Origin of the sequence: Methanosphaera sp. BMS, assembly GCF_003268005.1 — an archaeon.
Classification (GTDB): Archaea; Methanobacteriota; Methanobacteria; order Methanobacteriales; family Methanobacteriaceae; genus Methanosphaera.
On the sequence record NZ_CP014213.1, the window covers coordinates 1,999,014 to 2,014,997 of the forward strand.

General features: G+C 31.4%; 11 protein-coding genes and 1 tRNA gene. 7 read left to right on the top strand and 5 right to left on the bottom strand.

Going from position 1 to position 15,984, the window contains the following annotated elements:
• The first annotated feature begins 371 nt into the window (after positions 1–371).
• On the top strand, positions 372–1,364 hold the full coding sequence (gene ilvC / locus AW729_RS07305; protein ID WP_112124492.1) for a ketol-acid reductoisomerase: 993 nt from the start codon (positions 372–374) through the stop codon (positions 1,362–1,364).
• A gap of 175 nt (positions 1,365–1,539) precedes the next feature.
• Here the strand turns inward: ilvC and AW729_RS07310 are convergent, their stop codons facing one another.
• Positions 1,540–3,807, bottom strand: a complete 2,268-nt coding sequence (locus AW729_RS07310) for a right-handed parallel beta-helix repeat-containing protein (RefSeq protein WP_162685842.1) — start codon at positions 3,805–3,807, stop codon at positions 1,540–1,542.
• Positions 3,808–4,050: 243 nt separating this feature from the next.
• Positions 4,051–7,173 carry a hypothetical protein gene (locus AW729_RS07315; RefSeq protein ID WP_112124494.1) on the bottom strand — a complete coding sequence of 1,041 codons (3,123 nt, stop codon included), beginning with the start codon at positions 7,171–7,173 and terminating at the stop codon, positions 4,051–4,053.
• A gap of 578 nt (positions 7,174–7,751) precedes the next feature.
• On the opposite strand from AW729_RS07315, the gene AW729_RS07320 reads away from it, so the two are divergent.
• The gene (locus tag AW729_RS07320) at positions 7,752–8,762 is read left to right on the top strand and encodes a methanogenesis marker 12 protein (protein ID WP_112124495.1); all 1,011 of its coding nucleotides are present in this window, start codon (positions 7,752–7,754) and stop codon (positions 8,760–8,762) included.
• Here the strand turns inward: AW729_RS07320 and surE are convergent.
• The gene (surE, locus tag AW729_RS07325) at positions 8,759–9,532 is read right to left on the bottom strand and encodes a 5'/3'-nucleotidase SurE (protein ID WP_112124496.1); all 774 of its coding nucleotides are present in this window, start codon (positions 9,530–9,532) and stop codon (positions 8,759–8,761) included. The genes AW729_RS07320 and surE overlap by 4 nt on opposite strands.
• Before the next feature lie 193 nt (positions 9,533–9,725).
• On the opposite strand from surE, the gene AW729_RS07330 reads away from it, so the two are divergent.
• A complete protein-coding gene (locus AW729_RS07330; protein ID WP_112124497.1) occupies positions 9,726–10,610 on the top strand; it encodes a restriction endonuclease in 885 nt (294 codons plus the stop codon).
• Positions 10,611–10,896: 286 nt separating this feature from the next.
• Here the strand turns inward: AW729_RS07330 and AW729_RS07335 are convergent.
• Positions 10,897–10,968, bottom strand: a tRNA-Val gene (locus tag AW729_RS07335).
• Positions 10,969–11,248: 280 nt separating this feature from the next.
• Here AW729_RS07335 and AW729_RS07340 point away from each other — a divergent pair.
• Together AW729_RS07340 and AW729_RS07345 are read left to right on the top strand one after the other, a co-directional pair.
• Positions 11,249–12,169, top strand: coding sequence for a branched-chain amino acid transaminase (locus AW729_RS07340; protein ID WP_112124498.1), 921 nt, complete (start codon positions 11,249–11,251; stop codon positions 12,167–12,169).
• Between the two features lie 458 nt (positions 12,170–12,627).
• Entirely contained in the window at positions 12,628–13,467 is an 840-nt protein-coding gene (locus AW729_RS07345) for an undecaprenyl-diphosphate phosphatase (protein WP_335645347.1), read from the top strand.
• A gap of 445 nt (positions 13,468–13,912) precedes the next feature.
• Here the strand turns inward: AW729_RS07345 and AW729_RS11295 are convergent, their stop codons facing one another.
• Positions 13,913–14,218 (bottom strand): hypothetical protein, encoded by a 306-nt coding sequence (locus tag AW729_RS11295; RefSeq protein WP_162685843.1) that lies wholly within the window; start codon positions 14,216–14,218, stop codon positions 13,913–13,915.
• A gap of 232 nt (positions 14,219–14,450) precedes the next feature.
• Here AW729_RS11295 and AW729_RS07355 point away from each other — a divergent pair, with 232 nt between their 5' ends.
• Positions 14,451–15,143: a class I SAM-dependent methyltransferase gene (locus tag AW729_RS07355; protein WP_112124501.1), complete on the top strand. Its 693-nt coding sequence runs from the start codon at positions 14,451–14,453 to the stop codon at positions 15,141–15,143.
• Positions 15,144–15,147: 4 nt separating this feature from the next.
• Positions 15,148–15,948, top strand: coding sequence for a class I SAM-dependent methyltransferase (locus AW729_RS07360; RefSeq protein WP_112124502.1), 801 nt, complete (start codon positions 15,148–15,150; stop codon positions 15,946–15,948).
• The last annotated feature ends 36 nt before the right edge of the window (positions 15,949–15,984 follow it).

Genomic DNA, 15,984 nt, shown 5'->3' on the forward strand with positions numbered 1-15,984 from the left:
ATAATAAATTACACCCCCATAAAACTATCAACCAACATTGTTATTATAACATATTCATCCAAATACCTGAAATACAAGTTATTAACTCCGAGCAAAAACATCCCATTATCAAAATTGAAAAAATATAATAAATTCCTATAAATACATGATTCCATGGTTTTTTTAACTGATGATGAAAATATAATCCTGTTTTTCAAATAAAAACAACCTATACAATAGATAGTGGCAGTAATTATCCATAACAGATAAAGAAATTATACTTATATTAATATAAATTAAATAATCATTTTATATAAGTTACAACATAGATATAAATATATAATATATCTAGATATAAAAATTTTATAAAACTAAAAGGAGTACTCGATAAAATGAAAATTTATTATGACGATGACGTCAATACAAACGTATTAGAAGGAAAAACAATAGCCGTAATAGGTTACGGTAGTCAAGGTAGAGGACAATCATTAAACATGCATGACAGCGGATTAAATGTTGTAATGGGATTACGTGAAGGTGGAAGTTCATGGAAAAAAGCTGAAGCTGACGGACTTACAGTAAAAACAATCGAAGAAGCAGCAAAAGAAGCAGACATCATCCACATCTTAATTCCTGATGAATTACAAAAGGACGTATATGAAAACCAGATAAAAGACAACCTTGAAGCAGGAAACACCCTATCATTCTCACACGGATACAACATACACTTCCAACGTATAAGAGTACCTAAAGATGTAAACGTTACAATGATTGCTCCTAAAGGTCCAGGATCCAAAGTAAGACAAACATATGAGGAAGGATTTGGAATACCAGGTCTAATAGCAGTAGAACAGGACGCTACAGGTGAAGCATTTGATATTGCAATCGAAATGGCTAAAGCAACAGGCCTAACAAGAGCAGGTGTAATCGAGACAACCTACCGTGAAGAAACCGAAACAGACTTATTCGGAGAACAGGCAGTACTATGTGGTGGACTTACCGCTCTTATCAAAGCAGGATTTGAAACACTCGTAGAAGCAGGTTACCAGCCGGAAATGGCTTACTTCGAAACATGCCATGAAATGAAACTCATCATCGACTTAATCTATGAAAAAGGATTCAAAAACATGTGGCAAGATGTAAGTAACACCGCAGAGTTTGGTGGACTAACCAGAAGAGACAGAATCATAACAGATGAAGCAAAAGCAAACATGAAAGAAATCTTAAGAGAAATCCAAGACGGTTCATTTGCAACAGAATTTGCAGTAGAAGGAGCAAGTGCATATCCTAAACTCTACGCACAAAGAAGACTTGAAGGAGAACTCTTAATCGAAGAAGTTGGTAAAAGATTAAGAACCGCATGTGGATTAGAAAAAGAAGAATAAGGTTATCTTTAACCTATCTACTTTTTTTAACTTGAATAACCCCCAACTGATTTTAAAAAAAGTTTTATATAACTATTTTTGGTAAAGATTATATTAATGCAATTTTAAATAAATTGCTTAAAAAAACGGTAAAATAAGAAAAAAGGTAGGAATAAATCCTACATTAAAAATAATTTTATGATTCGACTATCAAAGTTTTAACATTCTCCAACCTACCATATTTACTTGATATCAATACGGCCGTAATGTTATATGTGCCGGCTTTCATATTAGCAGGCAATGTATACTCAACACTTACCTGATTGTTTATTACCTTAGCATAGATAACCTTACCGTTAGAGTCCTTGACTGTTTTACCGTTGATTTTAAATACCACCTTACCACTATTAACCGGTACTGGTGCATGAATAGTGGCAGTTAACGTAACTGTACTTCCAACGCTTGTCCGAACACTAGAACTAGCAATACTTGGATTATTTGAAAAAATGTTAATGCTTACCTTTTGACTGGTTATTTTATCACAATCTGATGAACCAGAATAAATTGCTTGAATAGTTGCATTAGGAATATTCCATGATTCCGTTATTGTGTAATTTTCAATACTTGCAGTTCCGTTTACTACATTAGCATAGATTACCTTACCCTTTGAATCTTTTAGTGTTTTACCATTAACTTTAAATGATACTTTACCTTTGTTAACATTGCTTGCCACTTCATCATTATAATATAATGTGGATGATACCGTTTGATTTAATCCAAGACCAAAATCAGTTATATCTATTTCAAACGTGTAGCCAATTATTTCTACTGGTATATTATTCTGTACTGTATTATTTTTAGGGGCTAAAACCGCCCTACTTCCAGTATGTTTAGTAGTAATTAACGTATTGTTTTCAATCTTATTGTTTATACCATTCAGATTAGAGGAGTTAGTTACTTCAACTGCATAATCATGACCTACGACATTTATCGTATTATTCAATATATTAGCATTATTTGAGGATTTTATAAGTATTCCACGACCATTTATGGATGTTATTGTATTATTCATCATCACAATAACTTCTGAAGTAAATAATGTATATAATCCAGTATTTATTGCTTCCAGGTAATCTGCTGTTCCTTCTGATCTGTTATGTGTACCATTGTTTATTATATGGTTATCTGCAATAGTAATATTTGATCCTATTGCACCTATACCCATAGGTGTACGACCCGTGATATTGATAGTGTTACCACTAAGATTTGTATCACTAGTACCATAAATCTCTATACCATATATCTGTCCGGCAGAACCTACTATCGTATTATTCACAAAGGAATTGTTATAAGGATGATTACCTGATGAAGAATATGCACCACCACCATAACTAAAGTCCAACATCTCCAGTCCATATGCCACTCCTGCATTTCCCCATGGAGCAGAACCATAACTGGCTGTTACATTAACATGGTTATTGTTTACCATATTGTTTTGGAAACGCACCATTTCCAAATTAACACCAGCTGAATAGGTCTGTGAAGATATGCTTATATTATTATGGGATATGGTATTATTACTGCTTCTTACCACTATACCATAAGCATAACCTGTGGCATTATGCATGATAATAGTGTTGTTTGTCAAAGTAGTATTTGACTTCATAAGATAGATTCCAAACAAGGAGTAATGTGTTCCACTACTATGTCCACTTGAAATTATTTCAATAGTATTGTTTCTTAAAATACAGTCATTGGCATTAATATGAATACCATAAGCGTCGGGTGTTTTAGGACCGGTTTCCCAGTCAATAATTGTTTCCACAAATCTGCCCCTGATAAATGAATTTTCAATTGTTGTACGACCAACAATTCCAATAAGATAACCATAAGCAACATTGTCCTTATCCATATCTATGGAAACATTACGTAAAACGCAATGTTGAACATTATCGGAGATTGTGAAATAATCAGTACCCGTGTATTCGTTATTATAGGTAACATTAAAGTTTTCCAATGTCAACGTTTTAAAATTACTGGATAAAAGCACTTCCATATTAGTTAATGCTAAATTTCTATCAGAAGTAATTGTTAGTGATCTGTTTAGAAACTTTTCACTATTTTCATCTAATCCAAAATAATTTACATTATCAGGGAAATATTGCAGATTCAATACCAAACTATTATTTGAATTAATTATTCCTTTTCCAATAAACATTTGTTTACCCATAACAGTAAAATAATTTTTATAGTTATTTTGGGTAATGTTCACATATTCAACAGGAACACTCTCCTCATCAGACTTAATATTTTTTGGAGAATCTTCAAATGTTGTAACTGTATTTTCCGAAGCTATATCATCACTACTTGAATCAATGGCCTCATCCACATATTCTTCTTGTGCTGACTGTTCTTCGATATTTACCTGGGTCTGTGAATCGTCAACTGCATAACCGACAGACACTAAAAAAACAAAAACAATCATAAACAAGAAAAATTGCTTAATATATATATTCATATAATCACACATCCAATTATTCTAGAAAGATATTTCTTATCTTGTTAAAAAAATATACTCATAAAAAATCATCATAAAAAAATAAATATGAAGAATAATAACATTAAAGGACAAATTTTATAAAGAAAGAAGGTGAGGATTTACCTCATAATTCTTCAATATAAAGGATTATCCGTATTATTTATTATTCTAGCCTGTAACTGTCAATGTTTTAACATCCTCTAATCTACCATAGTCGCTACTGATAAGTACGGCGGTTAAAGTGTATTCTAGTGCTTTCATATCACTTGGTAATGTATATTCTACATTAACAGTTCCATCAGTAACTTTTGTATAAATGACTTTGCCGTTAGCGTCTTTGACTGTTTTACCATTTATCTTAAATACTACTTTACCGTTGTTAACTGGTGTAGCAGCTGTGACAGTAGCAGTTAATGTAACTGTAGAACCTACAGTTGCTTGAACATCCTCAGTTGTGATTGTTGGTTCTTGACTTGTAACTGTGATTGTTTCTTTATCACTATTTAATTTTCCAATATCACCAGAACCTGAGTATACTGCTTGTATTGTAGTACCTTCTTTAGCCCAATCCTGTGGAACTTCATAACCATCAATAGTAGCAACACCACCAGTTACTTTAGCATAAATTACCTTACCACTAGCATCTTTAAGAGTCTTACCGTTTACTTTAAAGGATACTTTACCTTTGTTGATATCGTTTGCTACTTCATCACCATAGTAAATACTAGCACTAATTGTAGTGGTACTGCCAACAGTGAATTCCGTTGTATCTACCTTTAGTACTGGTTCAACAACTTCCACATATGGGTTCTGTTCAACAACATTGTTGTTACCTGTGGTAATGACAGTAGCATCACCTTCTGCTAATTCAGTTGTAAGGGTATTGTAATGCACAATGTTATTATCACCAATAAGATTTATAGTGTAATCTCCGTTCATAATGTTTATCGTGTTATTTTCAATTATAGTATCATTAGTTGTTAAGTTCATTCCCGGAACATATCGGACATTTACTTCATTGTTTATGAAGTTTAATTCTGTTATATTTCCGGCAAAAATCGGACTATATTGATAACTACTCATTGATGAATCTTTTTCCATGCTGTCAATTGAAAAGGCATTATTAAGGAAAGTTACATTCTTAGAATGATAGAAGAATACTGAGTATACATGCCAATCATTTGCATCCATATGGAATACATTACCTCCACCCAAATCAATATTAACTTCATCAGTATGCATATAGGGTTGTTGGCTGATTGTGAATTTACACTCCTCTACATTGATGTTTTCTCCTACAATATATATAGCTGAAGCTTTAGCAGTTTCACCTTCAACAATAGGTACAAAGTATTCACTATTACATATTCCAGCTAAGTCTCCGGGACATGTGAAGGTATAAGTACAGTTTTTAAGTGTGATATTGTTTCCAACTAATCCTAAAGCTGGCATTCCCTTAGTATTGTCTGTGAATTTTTGTGCAATATTTAAATTTTCATATGTGAGTGTTTTCCAGTTTCCTGATACTTTAAGTCCTTTGAAAGTAAATGATGGATTACTAATCACGAAAAGATTTATATTTTCTTGATTATTCATTGTAAATAGGACTTCAGCATAATTACCTGGAGAAGCGTTCACATATATTACAAGATCAGTTATTTCATAGTTTAGTTCATTTAACTTAGTTGTGTATGCATTAGTTAGTCCACGGAAAACCATGCTAATAACATTTGATTGTGATAATACCATTACTGCTGTTCCATTAGAATATATTGTTAAATCATTTTCACCATTCAAACTGTATTGATCTACTATTTCAACGGTAGAATCTGATTTCATATTTTTTGAACTTCCGGATAGCGATGCACCTCTTGTTGGAACACAGTTTGGACAATTACCATTACATGATTGATAATATCCATAATATGGATTCTGTAACAATGAGAAGGTATTTCCTCCACAATTATATGTTGTGTATGCTCCATTGATTTTAAGAGTACCACCGATATTATCTTTAAAGCAACTATTTGGTTTTGATACTGTTATCATTTGACCTGTCTGGGTATTTGAGTGGTAACGTACATTGTTTTTAACTGTGATTGAATTTATAAATGTGTTGCTTGTTACATTACTATGTCCTGCAAAATTACTTGTTCCTGTGAAATAATTATTTTCAACTACACTATAGTTTCCACATAGGAATGTTGCACCGTTATATAAATTATTGTAATAGTACTTGTTTCCTTCATATACTGTTTCGAAGTCATCATCTTCTAATTCTATTATTTCCACATCATAACTTCCTTGCCAATTAGTAGTTATTCCCGTACCACCATAATAAATATCATTATGTTCAATAGTATTGTCTGGGCCAGCTATTGCTATAGCAAAACAGGTATTAACAGGAGTAGTTGGTCCAGTTAAAGTATTGTAACTTATAGTATTGTGACGATTTGTTACTGTTGGGGCTGGGTTGGTATTGTAGAAGTATGTGTTTAAATATATTAGATTTCCAACACTACCACTACCAGTAATTACATTATGATCAATAAGACAATCTTCAGCATTGGTTAATGCTATTACACTTATACCACCATTATTATTTATATTAAAGTAATTATTAGTAACTGTTATATGTGTAGAACCTTCACGTAGGGCAAATATACCTGTTCCTTTACCACAAGGTTGATTTGCTGTAACTGTTATATGATCAAAGGTTATATAATCTGCATCCAATACAAATATTTGACTGTTATGGAATTGCATATAACTTATAGTAGAACCTGATGCTCCGCTAGTGAAGTTTATGGAAGTCCAATGTTCTATAATATCTGGTTCATAACCGTTACTTGTATTCAAGTCAATAGTATTATTATAATCACTAGTTAATGTTATAGGAACATTAATAATATATGAATGTTCATTTCTTGTTATATCTGTATTAATTTTAATTGTTTTACCAGAATATTCACTTTTAATTTGATGAACTCCGGGAGATACTACGGTAAATAACGTATCAAAGTTATCACCAGTTCCATCATTAGTTACTATTATTGGGTCATTTTCATCGCTTTTAACGCTTTTTGTTTCTTTTATTATTTTTTGATTATTATCTTCACTTACGCTTGCAACTGCCTGTGTGTCAACTGTTGATGTAGTGTCAACTTCAACAGCATCTGATACATCTGAGCTTGCACTAGCAGTATCATCAATATCTGCTGCTACTGCCACACTCATACCGGCAATCAACAGTGCTAAGAAGATAATCATATATCTACTATTTTTTATCATGAGTTTTCCTCCCATTCATTATTTATGAGCATTTGCCCATTGTTATTATCGGTAGAAATAATAAATTTTTCATTTTTAAAAATATTTCTATTTAAGATTAGAATTTACATAATTCTACGATAACATATAACTTAATAATAATTATATAACTGTATTAATAATAAAATAATTAAGAGATTTACCACTTAAGAAATAAATATCATCTTAAAAATTATCAAGTTATATTTTATTATTTTTTTTCACTATATAATATACTTTATTATAATTATTTTAAAATAAAGAATACTTACTTTATTTATCCAATTAACGTGATTATCCGTTTATATCACAAATATATTTGTTTAACATTTCATGAAAATCATTATACTATTTTAGTTAAAATTTCTAACCAATCCCATATAAGTTATATTCTATTAAACACGTTTAGAATGTATACATTATCTGAATTGATTCATTATTTTTTTCAAATTAAAGAATTGAACTTCGATGCTGATATTTGATTTGGCTTCCAACAATATTAATTACTATTTCCTTTAAATATTTAATTAGGAAATAAGATTTTTAAGGATTTGTTATTTATGAACTACTATATGGGTATGGATCATGGGACAACTGCCGTCAGTTTCAACATCATAGATGAAAATAAAAAACAGGTTGCTTATTTTAAGCTTAATAGAGATAAACTATCAAATAATGAAGTTAACTTTAAAGATACGCTAAGTAGATATGTTGACTATAAAGACATCGGGTTACTTGCCATAACTTATGCTATGGGAGATAACATTAGTAAAATCACCCCGATAGAAAAAGTAAAGGATAGGGGCATTAAGTCAATCGAAGGAGCCGGAAAGGTAACCGGTGGTGGAAGTAACGTATATGCGGAAATTGAAGAGTTAAAAATCCCATCGGTAGTTATACCCGGGATGCATAGAGATAGTGACTTTTTAGATAAGCGATTCAGGGCATTATACTCCCACTGTGCCAGTAGCGAGAAGGTTAGCCTATCATACTATGCATACATGAAATATAACTTCAAAAACATGATAATAGCGGATATCAGCAGCAACAGCGTGTGTATATTAGTGGAAGATGGAGCAATCAAAGGAGCTATGGATGCTTGTATCGGTGCCTGTGGATTTATCCATGGACCCTTGGATTTGGAGATGATAAGAAATATCGATAGCGGTAATAAAACTGCTAACGAATGCTTTTCACATGCCGGAATATCTAAGATAGCACATGTAGATGACAAAGTCACCAATGTCAAAGACATGATTATCAAAAATGCAGTGAATGAGGATGAAGATGCCCTGCTTGCAATTGATTCATTGGTAACAAGCGTAGTTATGGAAATATATGGACTATATGGAATAAGTGAAAAGGAACTTGATGCTATTGTACTTACCGGTTCCGGTGGAACAATGACAAAGCCTATTGATATCAGCGGTAAAATAAGTAAAAAGATAGAAAAGATAGCACCGGTATATGTGATGACAGAAAAAAGTGGTGCTATAGGAAGCAGTCTAATAGCCTACGACATAGCAGTCAACAATAAGAAAAAGATATTGGGAATAGAAGTTGTTGATTAATCTTCCAGCCACTTTGACAAATCAACATCAACACCCATATCCGTTGATATGGCTGTAATTGACGGTTGGTTCAATACACGTAATGTGTGTACATCACTACCCCTCTGGTCATCACTGATTAAATCCCCTATAATCCAGTAATATGGATGACCATACGGGTCTATTCTCTTTTCTACATCAGTCGTATACATCCTATCTGCAAAGGATGATTGTATTATCTCATCACTGTCAGGGTGAGCCGGAATATTCAAGTTAAGAATATTAACCCCCTCGGGCATTCCATGCTCTATCACTTTTTTTACAAGCGTATTGAGAATACTTATACAATGGGAATAATCAATCTTGTTAACCCCGTCTTTGAATTTAAGTTCCTCATGCTTGACCTGTAGGCTAACTGCTATGGCAGGTATACCAAAGTGTGCAGCTTCAAAGGTTGCACCTAATGTACCGCTTGTGGTAATGGATCTTGACAGGTTTTCACCAATATTAATACCTGATATAACCAAATCAGGTTCATCATCCATCAATCCCTTACTGCCCAATATTACACAATCTGTTGGTGTGCCTGTAACGGCATAGGCATCCGTACCATCATCCAAAGTCATTGGCATTGCACGCAATGCTTTCATTAAAGTTATTGCATGACCTACTCCACTTTGCTGAGTTAACGGTGCAACTACAGTAGTTTCACCCAAGTCCTTTACTGCATCTTTTGCTGCTAAGACACCATTGGAAGTTACCCCATCATCATTTGTTATTAAAATCTTCATAAATATATTTTTATATTTAATCAATAATCAATTTGATTGTTTACATTAAATATGATTATCAGAAGTAGTATTAATAATAATAAAAATCAGCCCGAAAAAAATTACTTTTAAGTATATTGAAATACATAATATAAATCATAATTAATCTAAGATATGAATTATAATAACAAATATTTTTTAAGGAGGGTTAAAGTTGGAAAAAGAACGATTAGTTAAATTTGTAGCCACAATCATGGAAGAAAATGGTTTTGAAGTAATAACAAATTATGCAGTAGCCGATCACGTCATAGATATCTACGGAACTCTTCAAACCAATTCGGGAGAAGTTGGTGTTGTGGTAGCATGTAAAAACTATGAAGAACCATGGACCATTGGTATTGATGTTCTTAAAGAAATGGAAGTTGCAGCCAGATTAGTTAAAGCATCAAAGATCATAATATTCACGACCAGTAGATATAACCATGGAGCAGCCGTATATGCCCAAAGAAGAAACATAAAGCTAGTTGATAGGAAAGGTTTATTAAAGATTGCTCAAAACTACTCTAAAAAACGAAACATCGTAACCGAAGAAGATGCTTATGAAGAAGAGATTTATGAAGAAGAAGATCCAATATGCATCGAAACTGATAATGCAAAACCTGCACTCTTATATCCACAGACCAATAGAACTACAAATAATACACATAGAATATTCCCGACCGGATTTCATAGAAATAACAACAATAGAACCACAAATTACAGAACCAATACACTTTCAAATACTCATAGAACGTTAGATGCTGGAAGTATCAGAAACCCCGTTAAGTTTAATGTTGATTTAGAGAATCTTTTCGAATTCTTTAAAAATCATAGTACAATATTCCTATTATTGTTAATAATATTATGTACTCTCATAACGTATGCATTAAATGTTATAACCGTTGGTCCATATACGGGTGTTGGTAAAATATTATCATGTGTAATCTTATGTTATGGTGGTGTTGCATTAATAAATAAGAATTTATCAGATATTCTATTCAAAGGAAGTGTATTATTCTTTATCTCAATAATTATTTCCATATTTACCGCAAAATTATAAAATCAACTACCCTCTACTATTTTTTTTAGATTAAATAATCAATTATAAATTATTTTTTTTCAAATATATTATCCTCTATTCATAATGAAATTTTAAAATAAGACAACAGCATTAAAAAAGTGATAGTAAAGCAATTGGTTAATTGAAAGCATATTATTAAGAATTATATCAATCTATACAATATTACGTGAACTATTATTTAATATAAAGGCTATCAAAAACAGAAAGCATATAAAATCATAAACCTAAAACAATCTTAGATAAAAATAGTATTGATATAAAGTAATGGGCCGGAGGAGATTTGAACTCCTGATCCCCTCCTTGTAAGGGAGGTATCATACCCCTAGACCACCAGCCCAGATTAAAAATAATACATGTCATTAAGACACTATACAATAGTATATTACTCATAGTATATAAATGTTACTATTTTTCCATTCCATTTATTGGAATGTTTAAATCATATTAAGCCTACGAATGTATTACAATGAATATCCATGATAATACAAAATTCGAAAAGAATCAATTAATATAATATTGAGAAAAAATTTAAAATATTATAAAAAGTTATATAATTTAAACAAGAAAATATTATATAACTATAAATTAAAATAAAATAAAATTATGAAGGAAATAATATGGCATTCGATGAAAGCGGAAAAATTTGGTTCAATGGAGAATTAATAGACTGGAAAGATGCTCAAATACATGTATTATCACACGTTGTTCACTATGGAAGTAGTGTATTTGAAGGACTTAGATGTTATGACACCGAAAATGGACCAGCAGTATTTAGACTTAGAGATCATATGAAAAGATTAATTAATTCAGCTAAGGTATATAGGATAGACATTCCATATGACTTAGACGAATTATGCGAAGCAGTTAAAGAAACTATACACATCAATAAATTAAAATCATGTTATATAAGACCTATAGCATTTAGAGGATATAACGAATTGGGTGTTTATCCATTAAACTGTCCTGTTGAAACCGTAATTGCTGTTTGGGAATGGGGTCAGTACTTGGGTGAAGATGCATTGGAACAAGGTATTGACATTTGTACATCAACATGGAGAAAAATGGCACCTGATACCATGCCTAACATGGCAAAAGCAGGTTCAAACTATATGAACTCACAACTTGCAAAGATGGAATCGGTTGCAAACGGTTATAAGGAAAGCATTGTATTAAACTACAACGGTGATGTTGGAGAAGGTTCAGGTGAAAACCTATTTATGGTAGAAGATGACATAATCTACACGCCAGATATAGGTTCATCCGTACTTAATGGAATTACAAGAAACAGTGTTATACAAATAGCCAAAGACTTAGGATATGAAGTAAGGGAAGAACGTATACCAAGAGAAAGAGTTTACACTGCAGATGAACTATTCTTTACAGGTACAGCTGCTGAATTATCCCCTATAAGATCAGTTGATAAAATACAAATAGGTAAAGGTAAACGTGGCCCTGTTACTAAAAAGCTTCAGGATAACCTATTTGACATAGTAAACAATAAAGTTGAAGACAAATATGGATGGCTGGATTTCATATAAACTAATTTCAACTATTTTTTTATTTTTTTTATCCTAAAAGAGGGATATGCAACCCACTCAAATGACTAATTTTTTTATTACTTTAAGAGACGTGAAACAAATTCTGTTCCAGGGTTCTTTAGCATTATATCTACCAATCCTATATTTAATAGGCATTTTCTTAAAAAAAATATAATTCATTTTTATCAGATTCATTAATAGACCCTTTTATGACATGATTTTATCAAAGTATAATGTTTCCTGATTTCGGATGGAATTAGCCTTTGAAATTTGTCATATATCTTTGTTGTAGTTAGTATCATTTTCTATTGCCAAAAACAAACAATAAAAAAATTCACAACAGGATTTAATAATTCAAAACAGTTATATATTGTTTAGAAAATATTATAGTATAGAGCATTATTTAATAGATAAAAAAAACATGTGACTATAATCTTATATTGCAAACAGATTAAGAGGTGATTTTTTTGTTAGATTTACTTTCAGCTATCATTTTGGGTGCTGTTCAGGGATTGGCTGAATTTTTACCGATAAGTAGTTCGGGACATTTGGTAATAGTACCGGCATTACTTGGAGTTGAAACAACCTTAGCATTTGATACCGTGTTACATATCGGTACATTGATTGCCATATTCACATTCTTCTGGAAGGATATAATTGATCTTATTAAGGGATTTATATTGAGTTTAATAGATTTATCAGAAGGTGTGGATAAGTTTATAGGAGGATTGAAGAAGTCTCCACAAAAAAGGTTTTCGTGGCTAATCATCGTCGGTAGTATTCCAACAGCATTTATTGGATTATTCCTGAAGGATGCTATAGAAAGCATTTTTAGAGGAACATTATTTGTAGGTATATTCCTGATAATTACAGGACTTCTGTTATATTACTCAGAAAGACAAAGACATGGTACAATAAAAGAAGATAGAATGTCCTTTGTTCAAGCAATAATTATTGGTATTTGTCAAGGTTTAGCTGTTTTACCGGGTATATCAAGATCAGGAGCTACAATTTCATCCGGTTTATGTCTGGGATTAGAAAGGGAATATGCTGCCCGTTACAGTTTCCTATTATCAATACCTGCAGTTTTAGGTGCTGGTGTTTTACAGATAAAGGATATTGCAACTATTGACGTTTCATTTATCGTGCTAATTGCAGGATTCTTATCCTCTGTGATATTCGGATATCTTGCAATAAAGTTACTTATGAAAATGATTAAAGGTTGGAGCTTAAACATCTTTGCATTTTACTGTTGGATTGTTGGTATATTAACAGTGATATTCTCAATAATAGTATAGAGAGTGTACACAATTATAGGTATAGAACATAATTATTCTTTGACTCTTATTTTCTTTTCTTTTATTTTTCAATTGTAGACACTTATTGTCATATTACTAGTTTTTCTTTTAGTTTCCAAGATTATGTATTTACCATCATGGTAGCATCGTGAAGTCACTATATATTATAATAGTTTCCATTTGTAATATATCATCATTGCATCTGAATAAATCTTTAAGACCTATACAAGCATTTTACCTGAAACACTTTTAAATAATGTGTACACCCAAATAACATTGTTCCCACAAAACATACACCCCTTTTGAACCCACAAAACAAGACCGTTCCCACAAAAAGCAACATCAAATTTAATAATGTACCCCCAACAAACAACTGTTCCCACAAAACATACACCCCTTTTGAACCCACAAAACAAGAACGTTCCCACAAAAAGCAATATCAAATTTAATAGTGTACCCCCCAATATACAATTGTTCCCCCAATCAATACAATCGCCTTAATATTCAAGTCACACACTTTTAAGTTACCCCTCAGATGATTAAGATATATGTATTTAATCTTCGTTGAATTAACCTTGATGACGTGTTCTAGTTCTTTTCTATTGGATTGAAAGACAAGTTCATCAGTTTTATAGTCTCCATAGTTTAGTGATGTTTGATTTTTTGTGTGCGAATCTTGGTTCTGCATACACATTTTGTATTTGTATTTTTTCTTGTCTTTCTGGCATGTGGATGTGACGTTTATTTTCAATATTTTTCATTCAAAGTGTTGGTGATGCTATTTTAAAAAGAGTTTCTTCTTTCGGAAAAAAGTTCTAAAAAAAGAAAAAGTATAAATTTAGTCACACCTAAAAATATTCATATTGAAAAAATAATAAATAAAATTACAGCAAAATACAATTATTTTCCCATAAAGGTTATGAAGCAGATAATTATATCAAACTACTAAAAAAACATGAAAACAACTATACAAAGGTGATACAATGGGATTTTTTGACAACATGCGTAAACCACAAGGAAAACTTGGAAACATACAACTAAAATCAATGAACAAAGAACACACCCCCGTTTCACTATGGGGACTAAAGCACTTAAACATAAAATCAGATGATATAATATTAGATATCGGTTGTGGTGGTGGAATAAACATAAATAGAATGGCAAAAGATGCCAAAAAAGTTTATGGTATAGATTACAGTATAGAAAGCGTTAAACTATCCAAAAAAGTAAATGAAAAATTCATTGAAGAACAAAAAGTAGAAATCATTGAGGGAAATGTTGAAAAACTACCCTTTGAAGACAATACATTTGATATAGTCACGGCATTTGAAACAGTTTATTTCTGGCCAAATATCGAAAAATGCTTTGGTGAAGTAAAAAGAATCCTGAAACCGGGAGGAACATTTTTAATCGGACTGGAAACAAACGGATCAGATAATTTCATAATGAAATTCTGGAAAAATTTCATAGATATGGAGACATATAATGATAAAGAAATCACAACTTTTCTAGAAAATAACAACTATGCTGAAATTACTGTTTATTTAAGGGATGGAAAGAACAAAAAAGAGATAATTAAATCAAACGGTATTGAAAAAATTGTAGATGATGACTATGATAAAGCATCATTTTCAGATAAATTCCTGCAATGGATGACAGTAGTGGCAAGGAAGTGAAAAGATGAATAATTATGAAGGTGTAGAAGATACACTGTTTATACCACTGACGGCAAGAATTAATATTTCAAAAAGATTTCCAGAATATTTTTATGATAAAAAAGCGTTGGAAATGGAATATTTAATAAAAAACAGCTCTATTGAAAAAAAATCATCCGAATATACATTGATGGCTTCTGTTTCAAGAAATTATAATTTAGACGAAATAACACAAAATTTCATAGATAAACATGAAAAATGTAATATCGTCAATTTAGGAGTAGGTCTTGAAACATCATATTTTAGACTCAACAGAAAAGACTCATTGTTTTATGAAGTCGATTTGCCTGAAGTGATTGACCTGAGACAAAAATACATTAAAGCAGGTGAAAACGAAAAATACATAAAAGGAGACTTATTTGAACTAGAATGGTGTAATGAATTAGATACAAGCATTCCAACACTAATGATAGCCTCGGGAGTTTTCCAGTACTTCCATGAAAAGGACATACTATCTTTCATCGAAAATATTAAAAGTATTTTTGAAAAAGCAGAACTGGTATTTGATGCAACAAACAAATTCGGAATAAAATACTCAAACATTTATGTCAAAAGAACAGGTAACAAATCGGCTTTAATGTATTTTTATATAAAAAATCCAAAAGAATTTGCAAAAAAATGCAATTGTGAATTAATAGAATGCAGAGGATTTTATAAGGATGCTTTGGGATTGCTTTCAAAAAAATTAGGAATATACACTAAAATATCAATGAAAATAGCTGATAGACAAAAAAATGCAATGATAATAACTCTTAAAATATCTTAAATATAATCAAAAATAAACATTTACGAATAATCAGAA